We start from the raw sequence: 14485 nt of genomic DNA, 5'->3' as shown, positions 1-14485 counted from the left end.
ACATGAAGCCACCCCGCGTGGAATTTGTCTTTATGTCAAGCCCGTACTCGCGGAACGCCACCGCGTCTCCCGATGCCAAATGCGATGCGATATACATCTGGCAGATCGAGCTTGCCGTTCGCCCGTCTTGTCATGATACCCAAGGCAATGAGTTCGTTGACCAGACGAGGATAGTCTCCCGGGTGCTGCGGGCCTGTGCGGACATCGTTATCGTCCCCAGGAACCTGAACGAGACGACCTAGCGAACTTTCCAAATCCCGTTCGTGCCAACGCTGCAGAATTTCGTTCTGCTCGATAGGGACTTGGAGGCCATGAAGCGGACTGATCGTCGAGGCAACCCAGGGAAGGTCCTCCTGAATCTCGTCAACGCGTGTCTTGGAGGCTTTTTGAACTCCTTGTTTTATCGCGTCCCAATGTAGGGGTGAAAAGTGGTTGGCGTACGTGCTTACGGTGTTGTCTACCGCAGTGCGCAACGCAGCCAGGAAGCTGCGCGGGCTAGTTTGCCCTCGGCCGTCGGCAAGGTGATTCGGCAACCAAGTGTACGTCCGGCCACGTCGATGGTTGGGACCCATGAATTTGCCGGCGATCCGGATGAAAACCTCTTGCTGGGTCTCGCCATCTGCGGCCAGTCTTGACGGCGGCACGTGACGAGATCCCTTTGTCTGCCATGTCCCCGTCGACCTTCGAAACCTTTCGGCTAAGTCCTCTTCTTCAGCATTGCCTAGGTGTTGGAAAAGCAGACCGTATAAGTCCACCTGTGACCACGTCAAATCTACGGCGTTAGATGTGAGTTTTGACGAGTCTGGGAAGTATGCGTGAGAACTATCAAGCATGTCGTCTCGAATGAAAACCTTAGCACGCAGGTAGCGTGTCTCGATGCGCAAATTGAGCGCAAACTCTAGTATGCTGCCGGTTAGAATATCGGCGCTTCTGCGATTTTCATGTAGTCTGTCGAGTGCGTCAAATAGGAAGAGTTTGATGGTTCCTGTCTCTGCCGCTGCTCGATCGGCTTTATCGAGCGCACTTTCTGCTTCTTCTGGATGGCTTCTCAGCCAGCCCAGTTTAGCTTTCCAGGTGGTCAACTCTCGGATAGCATTCATTCCGAGAGCCTGAAGTGCGACGGCAGTCCAGATATCGACCGGATTGACACCGTCGTGCAGTAATTCTTCGAGGACTCGGCGACTTGGATACTTGTCCAGATTTCTTTCCGAGCCGAATCCGGCCAGTGGGTCAATCTTCAACAGTCGCGGCAGTTGGTATTCGTCGGCGGCGAGCGTTCGCAACTCGTCGTTCAGGAGGGTTTGAAACCAGACCGTCTTTCCTACTCCGCGACCACCTGTAACGACCGTTACGTCTGGTTCGAGTGCGCCTCTGTGTCGACTCGCTGTAAAAAGCGTGCTCGTGTGGATATTCTCGGTATCGGTATCCGGCGTTTGCGGAATCGCGTGCTGCAGAAGCGAGCGGTATTCGAATACGGAAAGGTCTTTCACGAGTCCTCCTCAATAATGAGCGTGGACACTGTGTCGACGAAACGCTCGAAGGCAGCTTTGATGAGAGGGCGCGCATGCCAGTCGGAGTCGCGGGTAGGATCCAAACCCACCAAGTCGGAATGAAAGAGTATCGGTATCGGTGAATGAGGTGCATCGGGGTCGTTCACGCTGTAATTGAAGGCGTCCAACTCGTCGGCGGTCGTGTCCTCGTATAAGGTTTCCGCGAAACATACTTGGGCATGGTCTCGAAAATCTGCGAGATACTCATCAACAGTCGCGGCGGGTGTTAGCGATGCAACCATCTTGAGGCGTTCTCCTAGATCGCGTCGCCTGGGATTGTGTTTCCACTGCGCAAACAGCGATCCGTATCCGCGCCAAGTTTGAGGCGTGTCAGCCGCGAATAAGAGATTGAGGTCGCTCAATTGTGTCAGGGCGACGGCCGCCACATCGTGAATTCCGGCCCTGCTGTCTAATAGTACGACGTCTGGTTTCCGGCTCAATGTTTCGACCTGTGCTTCGGCATACCTGATCGCAGCATCTAGTCGATTTCCGAACCTCTGCGCTCGCCCGTCGGGCGCTGGTGGTAGGTCTGTGTAAATCCGGTTGAGTTTTGCCATGTAATCATAATCGGCCCTCGGTGTTCCCGCCGCGGGCGCAATCCACACCTCACCGTTACCCTCTGCTGTAACTCTCTGGCTTCGGCTGACGATCTGCAAGCCGTCTGCGTTGCCGACGGCGTCTTCGACTAGATGATCCACGATGCCGTGGGCAGAAAGATCTTCGTCGGCTTGGGTCAACCAGCTTATCCCAGGTGATTCAAGGTCCAGATCAACAATGAGGACGCATTTCCCTTGGGACGCGAGTCCTTTGCCTAACATGAAAGTTGCGGTCGAGCGGCCGACGCCGCCTTTAAATCCGTATAGGGTCACTCGCCGACGGGTGTTCATGTCAGCTGTGCGGCGAGTCCAGTCGGCGCCGACAATCCCGTTCTCCAGAACTGAAAAGCTGCCATGAGTGCCGACTCGTGACCTTTCCAGCAGAAGGTCAGGGGAGTTTAGCACCTGCTCGGGAACAAAAAGGTCGCCGGATATCTGCACCGGCGTGGGAGACGCAAAAGCGCCAGCAGCGCGCTGGAGGTCGGCGCGCACTTTTTCAAGCCAGTCTGGCTGCTCTTCCAGATCCAGGAGAAGTGAAACTCGCCCCAGGATATCTCGAATGAGAATGACATCTATGCCACGATCCGCCAGCTCGATGGCGACGACCCGTGCATCCCTCCAGGCGTCATCGAATCTCACGGTCATGGTAGCACTCCGCTTATCTTGGCTGCTTGGTAGATGCTCAATACTGTCTTGGCCGAGTCCAGGTGGTGCTTTGTTCTGTCTTCTGGTATGTGTTTCCCGTCGCTGTATCTTTCGGCGACGTCCCACCTCGCGAATGGGTTAGGTCCGCTTATCAAAGCGGTAAAGTGTGTAGCTGTTCGACCTCGGGTAGTCGCTGCAAGCTCCGCCCACACGCCCGGCAAATGTCCATAGCGTCGATTAGGCGCACTTGGATGTCTGGGCTTGCCGTCAACTAGTGTTCCGCCGAGGTAATCTAGAAGTATGGCTTTGAGGCCGCACTCTGCAGCGACGCCTGCGAGGTGGTCGGCATTCGCAAGCCGTTGCTGTTGGTGCAGCAAGGTCGCGTCCTGCAGATGCCGCTGCGCCGCCTGCGCGAACTGTACGTGTTGAGTGGCTGCCACGGGTAGAGGCTACAACCGTCAGAGTCTGGTTCGGTTGAGGCGCACGATAATAAACCGCCGTGCCTCTTGAATGTGAGAGGCACGGCGGCTCGATGTGCTCAGCAGGACACTCAGACGCGCTTGAACAGCAGCGCGCGCTTGACCTCCTGGATCGCCTTCGTCACCTGGATGCCACGCGGGCACGCGTCGGTGCAGTTGAACGTCGTGCGGCAGCGCCACACGCCCTCGGCGTCGTTGAGGATGTCCAGCCGCTCCTCGGAACCCTCGTCACGGCTGTCGAAGATGAACCGGTGGGCGTTGACGATCGCCGCCGGGCCGAAGTACGACCCGTCGTTCCAGTACACCGGGCACGACGAGGTGCACGCCGCGCACAGGATGCACTTGGTGGTGTCGTCGAACCGCTCGCGATCGGCCGCCGACTGGATCCGCTCGCGCGTGGGCTCGTTGCCGTAGGTGATCAGGTACGGCTTCACCGCCCGGTACGCCTCGAAGAACGGCTCCATGTCGACGTAGAGGTCCTTCAGCGTCGGCAGGCCCTTGATGGGAGCCACGGTGACCGTGGTCTCCTTGCCGTCCTTCGCCAGCAGGTCCTTGACCAGCACCTTGCAGGCCAGCCGGTTGATCCCGTTGATCTGCATCGCGTCCGAACCGCAGATGCCGTGCGCGCACGACCGGCGGAACGACAGCGTGCCGTCCACGTAGTTCTTGATGTTGAACAGCAGGTTCAGCACCCGGTCGGTCGGCAGCGCCGGGACCTCGTAGGACTCCCAGTGCGGCGCGTCGTCGATCTCGGGGTTGAACCGCTGGATCTTCACCGTGATGGTGACCGAGCCCTCCGGCGCGGGAATCCCGTTGACGGTGTTCTGTTCGGCTACCGCGGTCATCAGTACTTCCGCTCCATCGGCTCGTACCGGGTGAAGGTCACCGGCTTGTAGTCCAGCCGGATGTCGGCCATGAACCCGTTGATGCCCAGCGGGGCGTCCGGGTCGGGCTTGTCCGGCAGAATCTTGTACGACATCGAGTGCCGCATGAAGTTGACGTCGTCCCGGTTCGGGTAGTCCTCGCGGGCGTGCCCGCCGCGGGACTCCTTGCGCGCCAGGGCGGCGTTGACCAGGGCCTCGGCCAGGTCGAGCAGGAAGCCCAGCTCGATCGCCTCGAGCAGGTCGGTGTTGTACCGCTTGCCCTTGTCCTGGATCGAGATCCGGCCGTAGCGCTCCTTGAGCCGCTGGACGTCGGTCAGCGCGGTCTTCAGCGTGTCCTCGGTGCGGTACACGGCCGCGTTGGTGTCCATGGTCTGCTGCAGCTCGGTGCGGATGTCGGCGACCCGCTCGCCACCGTGCGCGGTGCGCAGGTGGTCGACCATGCCCTCGACCATCTTGGCCGGGTTCTCCGGCAGCTCGACGAAGTCGTGGCCCAGGGCGTACTCGGCGGCGGCGATGCCGGCGCGGCGGCCGAACACGTTGATGTCCAGCAGCGAGTTGGTGCCCAGCCGGTTCGCGCCGTGCACCGACACGCACGCGACCTCACCGGCGGCGTAGGCGCCGGGCAGGACGGTGTCGTTGTCGAGCAGGGCCTCGCCGTGCACGTTCGTCGGGATGCCGCCCATCGCGTAGTGCGCGGTCGGGTACACCGGCACCGGCTCCTTCACCGGGTCCACGCCCAGGTAGGTGCGGGCGAACTCGGTGATGTCCGGCAGCTTGGTCTCCAGGACCTCCGCGCCGAGGTGCGTGCAGTCCAGGAGCACGTAGTCCTTGTGCGGGCCGGCGCCGCGGCCCTCCAGCACCTCCAGGACCATCGAGCGGGCGACGATGTCGCGCGGCGCGAGGTCCTTGATGGTCGGGGCGTAGCGTTCCATGAACCGCTCACCCGAGGCGTTGCGCAGGATCGCGCCCTCGCCGCGGGCGCCCTCGGTGAGCAGGATGCCGAGGCCGGCCAGGCCGGTCGGGTGGAACTGGTAGAACTCGATGTCCTCCAGCGGCAGGCCCTTGCGGTAGTAGATGCCCATGCCGTCACCGGTGAGGGTGTGCGCGTTCGACGTGGTCTTGAAGACCTTGCCGAAGCCACCGGTGGCGAACACGACCGCCTTCGCCTGAAAGACGTGGATCTCGCCGGTCGCGAGTTCGTAGGCGACCGCGCCGGTGGCGACGGGCCCGTTCTCGGTCTCGGTGGTGATCATGTCGAGCACGTAGAACTCGTTGAAGAACTCGATCCCGTGCTTGACGCAGTTCTGGTACAGCGTCTGCAGGATCATGTGACCGGTGCGGTCGGCCGCGTAGCAGGCCCGGCGCACCGCGGCCTTGCCGTGGTCACGGGTGTGCCCGCCGAACCGGCGCTGGTCGATCTTGCCTTCCGGCGTCCGGTTGAACGGCAGGCCCATCTTCTCCAGGTCGAGCACGGCGTCGATGGCCTCCTTGGCCATGATCTCCGCCGCGTCCTGGTCGGTCAGGTAGTCGCCGCCCTTGACCGTGTCGAAGGTGTGCCACTCCCAGTTGTCCTCTTCGACGTTGGCCAGCGCGGCGCACATGCCGCCCTGGGCCGCGCCGGTGTGGGAGCGGGTCGGGTAGAGCTTGGTGAGGACCGCGGTGCGGGCGCGCTGGCCCGACTCGATGGCGGCGCGCATACCGGCGCCACCGGCGCCCACGATCACCACGTCGTACTTGTGGAACTGCATGTCCGCTTCTTCCTCGGGTGGTGGTGGGTCAGCTGCCGGCCATGTCGGGGTCGAAGGTGAAGATCACCAGGGTGCCCACGAACAGGATGAGGACCATCGAGACGTAGAGCACGATCTTCAGCCAGAAGCGCGTGCTGTCCTTGCGGGCGTAGTCGTCGATGATCGTGCGCAGGCCGTTGCCGCCGTGCAGCTGGGCCAGCCACAGCATCAGCAGGTCCCACGTCTGCCAGAACGGCGAGGACCAGCGGCCGGCGACGAAGCCCCAGTTGATGCGGTGCACGCCGCCGTCGAGGATGTTCATGATGAACAGGTGGCCGAGCACCAGGACGACCAGCGCGAGGCCGGAGATCCGCATGAACAGCCAGCTGTAGAGCTCGAAGTTGCTGCGGCGGGCGGCGGGGCGCCGCGGCGAGCGCGGCTTGTCGAGCGCGAGGGTTTCGGTCGCCATCTCTACTCTCCGCCTCCGAACATCACCGACACCGTGCGCCACATCATCGCGATCGCGCCGGGGATCATGACGAGCACCCAGACGACGGCGATCGTCCACAGCATGTGCTTCTGGTACTTCGTGCCCTTCGACCAGAAGTCGACCAGCATGACCCGGATGCCGTTCAGCGCGTGGAACAGCACGGCGCCGACCAGGCCCACCTCCATGAGGTTGACCAGCGGGGTCTTGTAGGTCTCGATGACCTCGTTGTAGGTGTCGGGGGAAACCCGGACCAGCGCGGTGTCGAGGACGTGGACGAACAGGAAGAAGAAGGTGAGCACGCCCGTGATCCGGTGCAGGACCCAGGACCACATGCCCGGGTCGCCCCGGTAGAAGGTCCCGCTCCGGCGTGAGGCACCCGCCCGATCGCTCGCCTCCGCCGCCGTCTGGTCGGCGGCGGTGCTCGCCGTGGTGGACATCGGTGTACGGCCTCCAACGTCGTGGTTGGACTGTGCCCGGCTGACCTGCGAATCCACCGGGCCGCGGGGAGCGTCCACCTGGGACTTCGCAGGCGCCCCGGCGGGGTGTTCAAGGCCATCGAGCTTGGATAGAGGGGATGCTAGACCTGCTCGCCATACCGCACTCAACCTGTGGTTGGTGTGTGTGATCGACCAGACACCGTACGCGTGTCGTGCGTCTCATCCTCATTAACACCCCGGCGAAACTTCGCGAAGTGAGGTGAATCTCGCTCACTCGGATGGGTGGGGGTGACTCCATGTGATTGAACTGTCGCAGTGCCGGAGGACAAGCAAACATTTAGGTTACGTGCTGTGGCTCTGGCATGGCCATTTGCTCACAGGCGGGTACCGTTCGCCCGTCGAGCCCGGCACTGAGCCGGGTCGTTCTCGGGTCCGCTGGAACAACCAGCGGGGAGGGAGAGACAGGGTGCGTAAGACGCGTGCCACCACACTGGCCGCCACCGCCATGGCGGCGGCGCTCGCGCTGGCGGGGTGTGCGAAGGACTCCGGCACCAGCGGGAGCAGCAACAACGACAACGCCGCGGCCGGTTCCTGCGTCACGGCACAGGCGCCCGCGGCCACCGCCGCGTCCACGACCTCGAGCGCCGCCGGCGCCAAGGTCGACGCCAGCAAGCTGCGGGTCGCGCTCGCGTTCGACATCGGGGGCCGGGGTGACGCGTCGTTCAACGACGCCGCCGCCGCGGGCGTGGACAAGGCCAAGGCCGACATGGGCGTCACCGACGTCCGCGAGAGCACCGCGTCGCCGACCGAGGACGAGGCCGCCAAGGAGCAGCGGCTGACCCAGCTGGCCACCGACGGCTACAGCCCGATCCTGGCGATCGGCTTCGCCTACGCCACCGCGGTGCAGGCCGTCGCGCCGAAGTTCCCGAACACCCAGTTCGCCATCGTCGACGACGATTCGGTCACCGCGCCGAACGTCACCCCGCTGGTGTTCTCCGAGGAGCAGGGCTCCTTCCTGGTGGGTGTCGCCGCGGTCTACAAGAGCAAGAACTGCCACGTGGGCTTCGTCGGTGGCGTGAACACGCCGCTGATCCAGAAGTTCGAGGCCGGGTTCATCGCGGGCGCCAAGGCCGCGTCGAACAAGGTCCAGATCACCAGCGACTACCTGACCCCGGCCGGTGACAACACCGGTTTCCAGGACCCGGCGAAGGGCAACATCAAGGCCGCCGCCGAGTTCTCCGCCGGCGCCGACGTGGTGTACCAGGCCGCCGGTGCCTCCGGTAAGGGCGTCTTCCAGGCCGCGAGCGCGGCCAAGGGGCTGGCCATCGGCGTCGACTCCGACCAGTACCACCAGGCGACCGTCGCCGAGTACAAGGACGTCATCATGACCTCCATGCTCAAGCGGGTCGACGTGGCCGTGTACGACTACCTCCGGGCGCTGGCGACCAACACGCTCAGCTCGCTGCCCAAGCGGTTCGACCTGTCGGTGGACGGCGTCGGCTACTCCACCTCCGGTGGCCAGGTCGACGACATCAAGCCGCAGCTCGAGGGCTACAAGCAGGCGATCATCTCGGGCGCGATCACCGTCCCGTCCACGCCGCAGAAGTAGATCTTTTCCAGCCGCGTCCGGGGCTCGGGAGGGTGACCCCTTCCCGGGCCCCGTGCGCCGTTTCCGGGGGTCTCATGACCAACTCACCACCGGCCGTCGAGCTGCGCGGCATCACGAAGCGCTTTCCCGGCGTGGTCGCCAACTCCGACGTCAACCTGACGGTGGCGTCCGGCGAGGTCCACGCCATCTGCGGCGAGAACGGGGCCGGCAAGTCCACCCTGATGAAGATCCTCTACGGCATGCAGCCGCCGGACGAGGGCACGATCGCGATCAACGGCGAGCAGATCCGGCTGCGCAACCCGCAGGACGCGATCCGCGCCGGCATCGGCATGGTGCACCAGCACTTCATGCTCGCCGACAACCTGACGGTGCGGGAGAACGTCCTGCTCGGCGCCGAGAACCTGCACGGCATCGGCCGGGCCGCGCGCGCGAAGCTGGCCGAGCTGGAGAAGAAGGTCGGGCTGTCCGCGCCGCTGGACGCGCTGGTCGAGACGCTGGGCGTCGCCGACCGGCAGCGCGTGGAGATCATGAAGGTGCTCTACCGCGGCGCGCGGATCGTCATCCTGGACGAGCCGACCGCGGTGCTGGTGCCGCAGGAGGTCGACGCGCTGTTCGAGACCGTGCGCGGCATGCAGGCGCAGGGGTTCACGTTCATCTTCATCTCGCACAAGCTCGACGAGGTCCGCGCGATCGCCGACACGGTCACCGTGATCCGGCGCGGCACCACGGTCGGCACCGCCGATCCGAAGAAGATCTCCTCGCGTGAGCTGGCGGAGATGATGGTCGGCTCCGAGCTGCCCAGCCCGGAGACCCGCGAGTCCACCGTCACCGACCGGGACGTGCTGCGGGTGACCGGGCTGCGGCTGACCGTCGAGGGGGCTGATACCACTGTGCGCGCCGTGCTCGACGACATCACGTTCACCGTGCACGCGGGCGAGGTGCTCGGCATCGCCGGGGTCGAGGGCAACGGCCAGACCGAGCTGGTCGAGACGATCATGGGCATGCGCAAGGCCACCGCCGGGTCGATCGAGCTGGTCGACGCCGACGGCAACGCGCGCGATCTGACCGGCCTGGGCACGCTCGCCCGGCGCGAGGCCGGCATCGGCTACGTGCCGGAGGACCGCACCCGGCACGGCCTGCTGCTGACGCAACCGTTGTGGGCCAACCGGATCCTCGGCTACCAGACGCGGCGGCCCGTGTCGAAGGGCCAGCTGCTCGACATCCCCGGGGCCCGCAAGGACACCGAGCGGATCGTCGCCGACTACGACGTCCGCACACCCGGCATCGAGGTGCCCGCGGCGGCGCTGTCCGGCGGGAACCAGCAGAAGCTGGTGGTCGGCCGGGAGCTGTCCGGCAACCCGGTGCTGCTGATCGCCTCGCACCCGACCCGCGGGGTGGACGTCGGCGCGCAGGCGCTGATCTGGGAGCAGATCCGCCAGGCCCGGCACGACGGGCTGGCGGTGCTGCTGATCTCGGCCGACCTCGACGAGCTGATCGGCCTGTCCGACACCATCCGCGTCATGCTGCGCGGACGTCTGGTGAGCGAAGCCGACCCGGCCACGGTGACCCCGACCGAGCTGGGCTCGGCCATGACCGGAGCGGAGGAAGCCGCGTGACCTCCTGGCGCACCAAGGTGCTGCCGCCCCTGCTGGCGATCGTCTTCTCGGTGCTGATCTGCTCGATCGCACTGCTGATCTCCGGAGCCGATCCGCTGCAGGCCTACGGCACCATGATCGGCCAGCTGTTCAAGGGCACCACCGCCGTGGACACGGTGAACCTGGCGACGGTCTACTACCTGTCCGGGCTCGCGGTGGCCATCGGCTTCCAGATGAACCTGTTCAACATCGGTGTCGAGGGCCAGTACCGCTTCGCCGCCGTGGTCGCCGCGATCATCGGCGGGGCCGTCGTGCTGCCGCCGGTCATCCACGTCGTCTTCATCATCCTCGTGGCGGCGCTGGCCGGCGCGATCTACGCGGCGGTGCCGGCGATCCTCAAGGTGACCCGCGGGGTCAGCGAGGTCATCTCGACGATCATGCTCAACGCGATCGTCGGCGGCATCGTGGCGTTCCTGATCAACCCCGACCAGTTCGGCGTGCTGACCGGGAACAACCTCAAGACCGAGGAGATCGCCCCGTCCGGCCGGGTGCCGAACATCCCGATCGGCGGCGGTGAGCTGTTCGGCTTCGTGATCATCGCCGCGGCCATCGGCTTCGCCTACTGGTTCATGCTCAACCGCACCCGGTTCGGGTTCGAGCTGCGGGCCAGTGGCGAGTCGACCACGGCGGCGGCCGCGGGCGGCGTCAACGCGAAGAAGATGACGCTGATCGCGATGCTGCTCTCCGGTGCGGTGGCCGGCCTGGTCGCCATCCCGGAGCTGGTCGGCCGCGACTTCACCTACGCCATCACCTCGACCCAGGGGTACGGCTTCACCGGCATCGCGGTCGCGCTGCTGGGCCGCAACCACCCCGGCGGGATCGCGCTCGGCGCGCTGCTGTGGGCGTTCCTGGACAAGTCGGCGGTGTCGCTGGAGCAGGTCGACGTGCCGAAGGAGATCGCGACGATCATGCAGGGCGCGATCGTGCTGTCGGTCGTAGTGGCGTACGAGATCGTGAAGCGGGCCGACCTGGCCGCCGCGCAGCGCCGCGTCGGCCGCGCGCTGTCGGGCGGCCGCCCCGCTTCGGTGAGTGAAGGGGGTGCGGTGTGAGTCTCGCGACGGAAACCGCGGCGCCGCTGACCGTGCCGCCGGCCCCGGGCAAGCGCCGGATCCCCGGCTGGGCGCGTGGTGTCCTGTGGGCGGTGGGGATCGTCGCGGTGCTGTCCACCGCGTCCTACCTGACCGGGGTCAACACGCTGACCTCGACAAACACCGCGCAGACCGCGCTGCGGCTGGCGCTGCCGATCCTGCTGTGCGCGCTCGGCGGTCTGTGGTCCGAGCGCGGCGGTGTGGTCAACATCGGTCTCGAGGGCATGATGATCCTCGGCACCTGGGGTGCGGCGTGGGGCGCCTACTACGGCGGCCCGTGGGCCGGCCTCGGCGCGGCGATCGTCGTCGGCGCGCTCGGCGGCCTGCTGCACGCGATCGCGACGGTGACGTTCAACGTCAACCACATCGTCTCCGGTGTGGCGATCAACCTGCTCGGGCTCGGGGTGGCGAAGTACCTGGCGACGCTGATCTTCGAGCCGCTGTCGGGCAACCCGCGGCAGTCGCCGACGGTGCCGACGTTCGACACCTACTCGGCGACGTTCCTGTCGAACTGGCTCACCGATCTGGAGGACCAGCAGCGGGTGTTCATCTCGGACGCGGCCGGCCTGCTCAACGGGCTGGTCACCGGGGTGGCACCGCTGACGATGATCGCGATCCTGCTGGTGCCGGTGAGCTACCTGGTGCTGTGGCGGACGCGGCTGGGGCTGCGGCTGCGGTCGTGCGGCGAGAACCCGGTGGCGGCCGAGTCGCTGGGCATCAACGTGTACGCGCACAAGTACCTGGGCGTGCTGATCTCCGGTGGCCTGGCCGGCATGGGTGGCGCGTCGCTGGTGCTGCTGCAGGGCGGCGGCGGTTACCTGGAGAACCAGACGAACGGCCGCGGGTACATCGGCCTGGCCGCGATGATCTTCGGCAACTGGCGGCCGGGCGGTCTGCTCGGTGGTGCGGCGCTGTTCGGGTACGCGGACGGTCTGCAGCTGTCCGGCGGCGGGCGGGCGGTGCTCGCGCTGCTGTACGGCGTGGTGCTGCTGCTGTTCGTGATCGTGGTGGTGCAGCTGATCCGGCGGCAGTGGATCGCGGCCGCGCTCGGTGTGGTCGGCGCCGGTGTCCTGTACTGGATCTACTGGTCCAACGACTCGCTGCCCAGCGAGCTGACCCCGTACACCGCGCACGTGGTGACGTTGATCGTGCTGGCGGTGGCGTCGCAACGGCTGCGGCCACCGAAGGCCGGCGGTGCCCGGTACCGGCGTGGTGAGGGGGACTAGTGGGCGAGATCGACTGGGAGGCGTTGCGCGCTCAGGCCGTCGAGGCGGCGAAGAGCGCGTACGCGCCCTACTCGGGGCTGCACGTCGGCGTGGCCGGGCTGGTGGACGACGGCCGGGTGGTCGTCGGGTGCAACGTGGAAAACGCTTCCTACGGGCTCGGGTTGTGCGCGGAGTGCACGATGGCCGGGCAGCTGCGGCTGAGTGGCGGCGGGCGTCTGGTGGCGGTGGCGTGCCGGTCGGGCAGCGGTGACCTGCTGATGCCGTGCGGCCGGTGCCGTCAGATCCTGTTCGAGCTGGGCGGCGGTTCGTGTCTGGTGGACACCCCGTCCGGGGTCCTGCCGATGACCTCGGTGCTGCCGGACGCGTTCGGTCCCGCGGACCTGCCGTGACAGCGTTCGCGGCGGTCGACGTCATCCGGGCCAAGCGGGACGGTGGTGCGCTGAGCGACGAGCAGATCCGCTGGGTCGTGGACGCCTACACGCGCGGGGACGTGGCCGAGGAGCAGATGGCCGCGCTGGCGATGGCGGTGTTCCTGCGCGGGATGGACGCGCGGGAGACGGCGACCTGGACCGGCGCGATGATCGATTCGGGTTCGCGGTTGTCGTTGCGCGTGGACCGGCCGACGGTGGACAAGCACTCGACGGGCGGGGTCGGCGACAAGATCACGTTGCCGCTGGCCCCGCTGGTCGCCACGTGCGGCGCGGCGGTGCCCCAGCTGTCCGGCCGCGGCCTCGGCCACACCGGCGGGACGCTGGACAAGCTGGAGTCGATCCCCGGGTGGCGGGCTGCGTTGTCGGTGGACGAGATCACGGCGCAGTTGAATTCGGTCGGCGCGGTGGTCTGCGCGGCGACCTCCGGGTTGGCGCCCGCGGACCGGAAGCTGTACGCGCTGCGGGACGTGACGGGCACGGTCGAGTCAGTGCCGTTGATCGCCAGCTCGATCATGAGCAAGAAGATCGCGGAGGGTTCGGCCGGCCTGGTGCTGGACGTGAAGGCGGGTTCCGGGGCGTTCATGAAGAGCGTCTCGGACGCTTCGGAGCTGGCCCGGACGCTGGTGGAGATCGGCACGGCGCACGGTGTGGCCACGACGGCCCTGTTGACGGACATGAACACGCCGTTGGGCGCGGCGGTCGGCAACGCGGTCGAGGTGGCGGAGGCGGTGGAGGTCCTGCAGGGCGGGGGACCGGCGGACGTGGTGGAGCTGACGGTGGCCCTGGCGCGGGAGATGCTGGCGCTCGCGGGCCTCTCGGTGGACCCGGCTCGCGTGCTGGCCTCCGGCGAGGCTTACGAGACGTGGTGCCGGATGATCACCGCGCAGGGCGGCGACTGTTCGGCGCCCCTGCCACGGCCGGCGCACGTCGCGGTCGTGGAGGCGGCCGGTTCGGGATATCTGTCCGCTTTGGACGCGTACGCGGTCGGGGTGGCCGCGTGGCGCCTGGGAGCGGGCCGGGCACGCAAGGAGGACCCGGTCCAGCACGCGGCGGGCATCCGGTGCCTGGCCAAGCCGGGCGAGCAGGTGACCGAGGGCCAGCCGCTGCTGGAACTGCACACGGACACACCGGAGGCGGTCCCGGCAGCACTGGATGCCCTGGCGACCGCGGTGGAGATCACCGACAAGGCCCCAGAAGCCAGAGAGCTGATCCTGCACCGCGTCAGCTAGGCGCGCAGCGCCGCTTTGCACCCAAGGTAGCTGGGTGGTCATCCCGTCGCCTGACACGTGACGATCACCTTGAGCCAGGGCCGCAACCCAGGCCGCCAACCGGCGGCCGAACATGCCAACCTTGCGGCCCTGGCTCAAGGTGATATGCACAAACCGGAAGGCGACGGGATGACCACACAGCGACCACCTGCCCGAGGTGAGCCGACAACGGTCCCCCGTCATCCCGGAGCCTGCCCGTCCGGCGAGGACATCTTTTGATCTTTTTTCCTGCGTTTCGCGAGGGGGCGCCTCACGGCGCCGAACGGTCACCTTGGGTGACCTCCCCCGCCCCCTCACCTTGAGTGTGTATTGGTCGCCGAGCAGGCGTGTCAAGGCGGGAAAGAGTACCTTGACACGCCTGATCGGCGACCAAAAGCAGGCTGGGGATCGGGGGCGGGGG

12 protein-coding genes are annotated in these 14485 nt (G+C 66.2%); 6 read left to right on the top strand and 6 right to left on the bottom strand.

Features of this window, described 5'->3' with window-relative positions; all coding sequences use genetic code 11:
* Nucleotides 1–35: 35 nt before the first annotated feature.
* The 6 genes from D0D15_RS25555 to sdhC form a co-directional block, all read right to left on the bottom strand.
* Nucleotides 36–1490 carry a hypothetical protein gene (locus tag D0D15_RS25555; protein WP_094004015.1) on the bottom strand — a complete coding sequence of 485 codons (1455 nt, stop codon included), beginning with the start codon at nucleotides 1488–1490 and terminating at the stop codon, nucleotides 36–38.
* Nucleotides 1487–2791: a KGGVGR-motif variant AAA ATPase gene (locus D0D15_RS25550; RefSeq protein WP_094004016.1), complete on the bottom strand. Its 1305-nt coding sequence runs from the start codon at nucleotides 2789–2791 to the stop codon at nucleotides 1487–1489. The genes D0D15_RS25555 and D0D15_RS25550 overlap by 4 nt, the downstream gene beginning before the upstream one ends.
* Before the next feature lie 550 nt (nucleotides 2792–3341).
* A complete protein-coding gene (locus tag D0D15_RS25545) occupies nucleotides 3342–4115 on the bottom strand; it encodes a succinate dehydrogenase iron-sulfur subunit (protein ID WP_017986767.1) in 774 nt (257 codons plus the stop codon).
* The gene (gene sdhA / locus D0D15_RS25540; RefSeq protein ID WP_094004017.1) at nucleotides 4115–5902 is read right to left on the bottom strand and encodes a succinate dehydrogenase flavoprotein subunit; all 1788 of its coding nucleotides are present in this window, start codon (nucleotides 5900–5902) and stop codon (nucleotides 4115–4117) included. Before sdhA ends, D0D15_RS25545 begins: the two co-directional genes overlap by 1 nt.
* Before the next feature lie 28 nt (nucleotides 5903–5930).
* Complete coding sequence (locus D0D15_RS25535; RefSeq protein ID WP_094004018.1) at nucleotides 5931–6350, bottom strand: succinate dehydrogenase hydrophobic membrane anchor subunit; 420 nt, start codon at nucleotides 6348–6350, stop codon at nucleotides 5931–5933.
* Between the two features lie 2 nt (nucleotides 6351–6352).
* A complete protein-coding gene (gene sdhC / locus D0D15_RS25530; RefSeq protein WP_094004019.1) occupies nucleotides 6353–6808 on the bottom strand; it encodes a succinate dehydrogenase, cytochrome b556 subunit in 456 nt (151 codons plus the stop codon).
* A 505-nt stretch (nucleotides 6809–7313) separates the two neighbouring features.
* On the opposite strand from sdhC, the gene D0D15_RS25525 reads away from it, so the two are divergent.
* The 6 genes from D0D15_RS25525 (at nucleotide 7314) to D0D15_RS25500 (ending at nucleotide 14046) form a co-directional block, all read left to right on the top strand.
* A complete protein-coding gene (locus D0D15_RS25525) occupies nucleotides 7314–8417 on the top strand; it encodes a BMP family lipoprotein (protein ID WP_094004042.1) in 1104 nt (367 codons plus the stop codon).
* Nucleotides 8418–8491: 74 nt separating this feature from the next.
* A complete protein-coding gene (locus D0D15_RS25520; protein WP_115944792.1) occupies nucleotides 8492–10033 on the top strand; it encodes an ABC transporter ATP-binding protein in 1542 nt (513 codons plus the stop codon).
* A complete protein-coding gene (locus D0D15_RS25515; RefSeq protein ID WP_094004021.1) occupies nucleotides 10030–11121 on the top strand; it encodes an ABC transporter permease in 1092 nt (363 codons plus the stop codon). Before D0D15_RS25520 ends, D0D15_RS25515 begins: the two co-directional genes overlap by 4 nt.
* The gene (locus D0D15_RS25510; RefSeq protein WP_115944791.1) at nucleotides 11118–12386 is read left to right on the top strand and encodes an ABC transporter permease; all 1269 of its coding nucleotides are present in this window, start codon (nucleotides 11118–11120) and stop codon (nucleotides 12384–12386) included. Before D0D15_RS25515 ends, D0D15_RS25510 begins: the two co-directional genes overlap by 4 nt.
* Complete coding sequence (locus D0D15_RS25505) at nucleotides 12386–12775, top strand: cytidine deaminase (RefSeq protein ID WP_094004023.1); 390 nt, start codon at nucleotides 12386–12388, stop codon at nucleotides 12773–12775. The genes D0D15_RS25510 and D0D15_RS25505 overlap by 1 nt, the downstream gene beginning before the upstream one ends.
* Nucleotides 12772–14046 (top strand): thymidine phosphorylase, encoded by a 1275-nt coding sequence (locus tag D0D15_RS25500; RefSeq protein WP_094004024.1) that lies wholly within the window; start codon nucleotides 12772–12774, stop codon nucleotides 14044–14046. The genes D0D15_RS25505 and D0D15_RS25500 overlap by 4 nt, the downstream gene beginning before the upstream one ends.
* Nucleotides 14047–14485: the final 439 nt, after the last annotated feature.

The organism is Amycolatopsis thermalba (assembly GCF_003385215.1).
Classification (GTDB): Bacteria; Actinomycetota; Actinomycetes; order Mycobacteriales; family Pseudonocardiaceae; genus Amycolatopsis_E; species Amycolatopsis_E thermalba.
The sequence above is the reverse complement of the archived record's forward strand: the minus strand, read 5'-3'. Positions and strand labels throughout refer to the sequence as shown.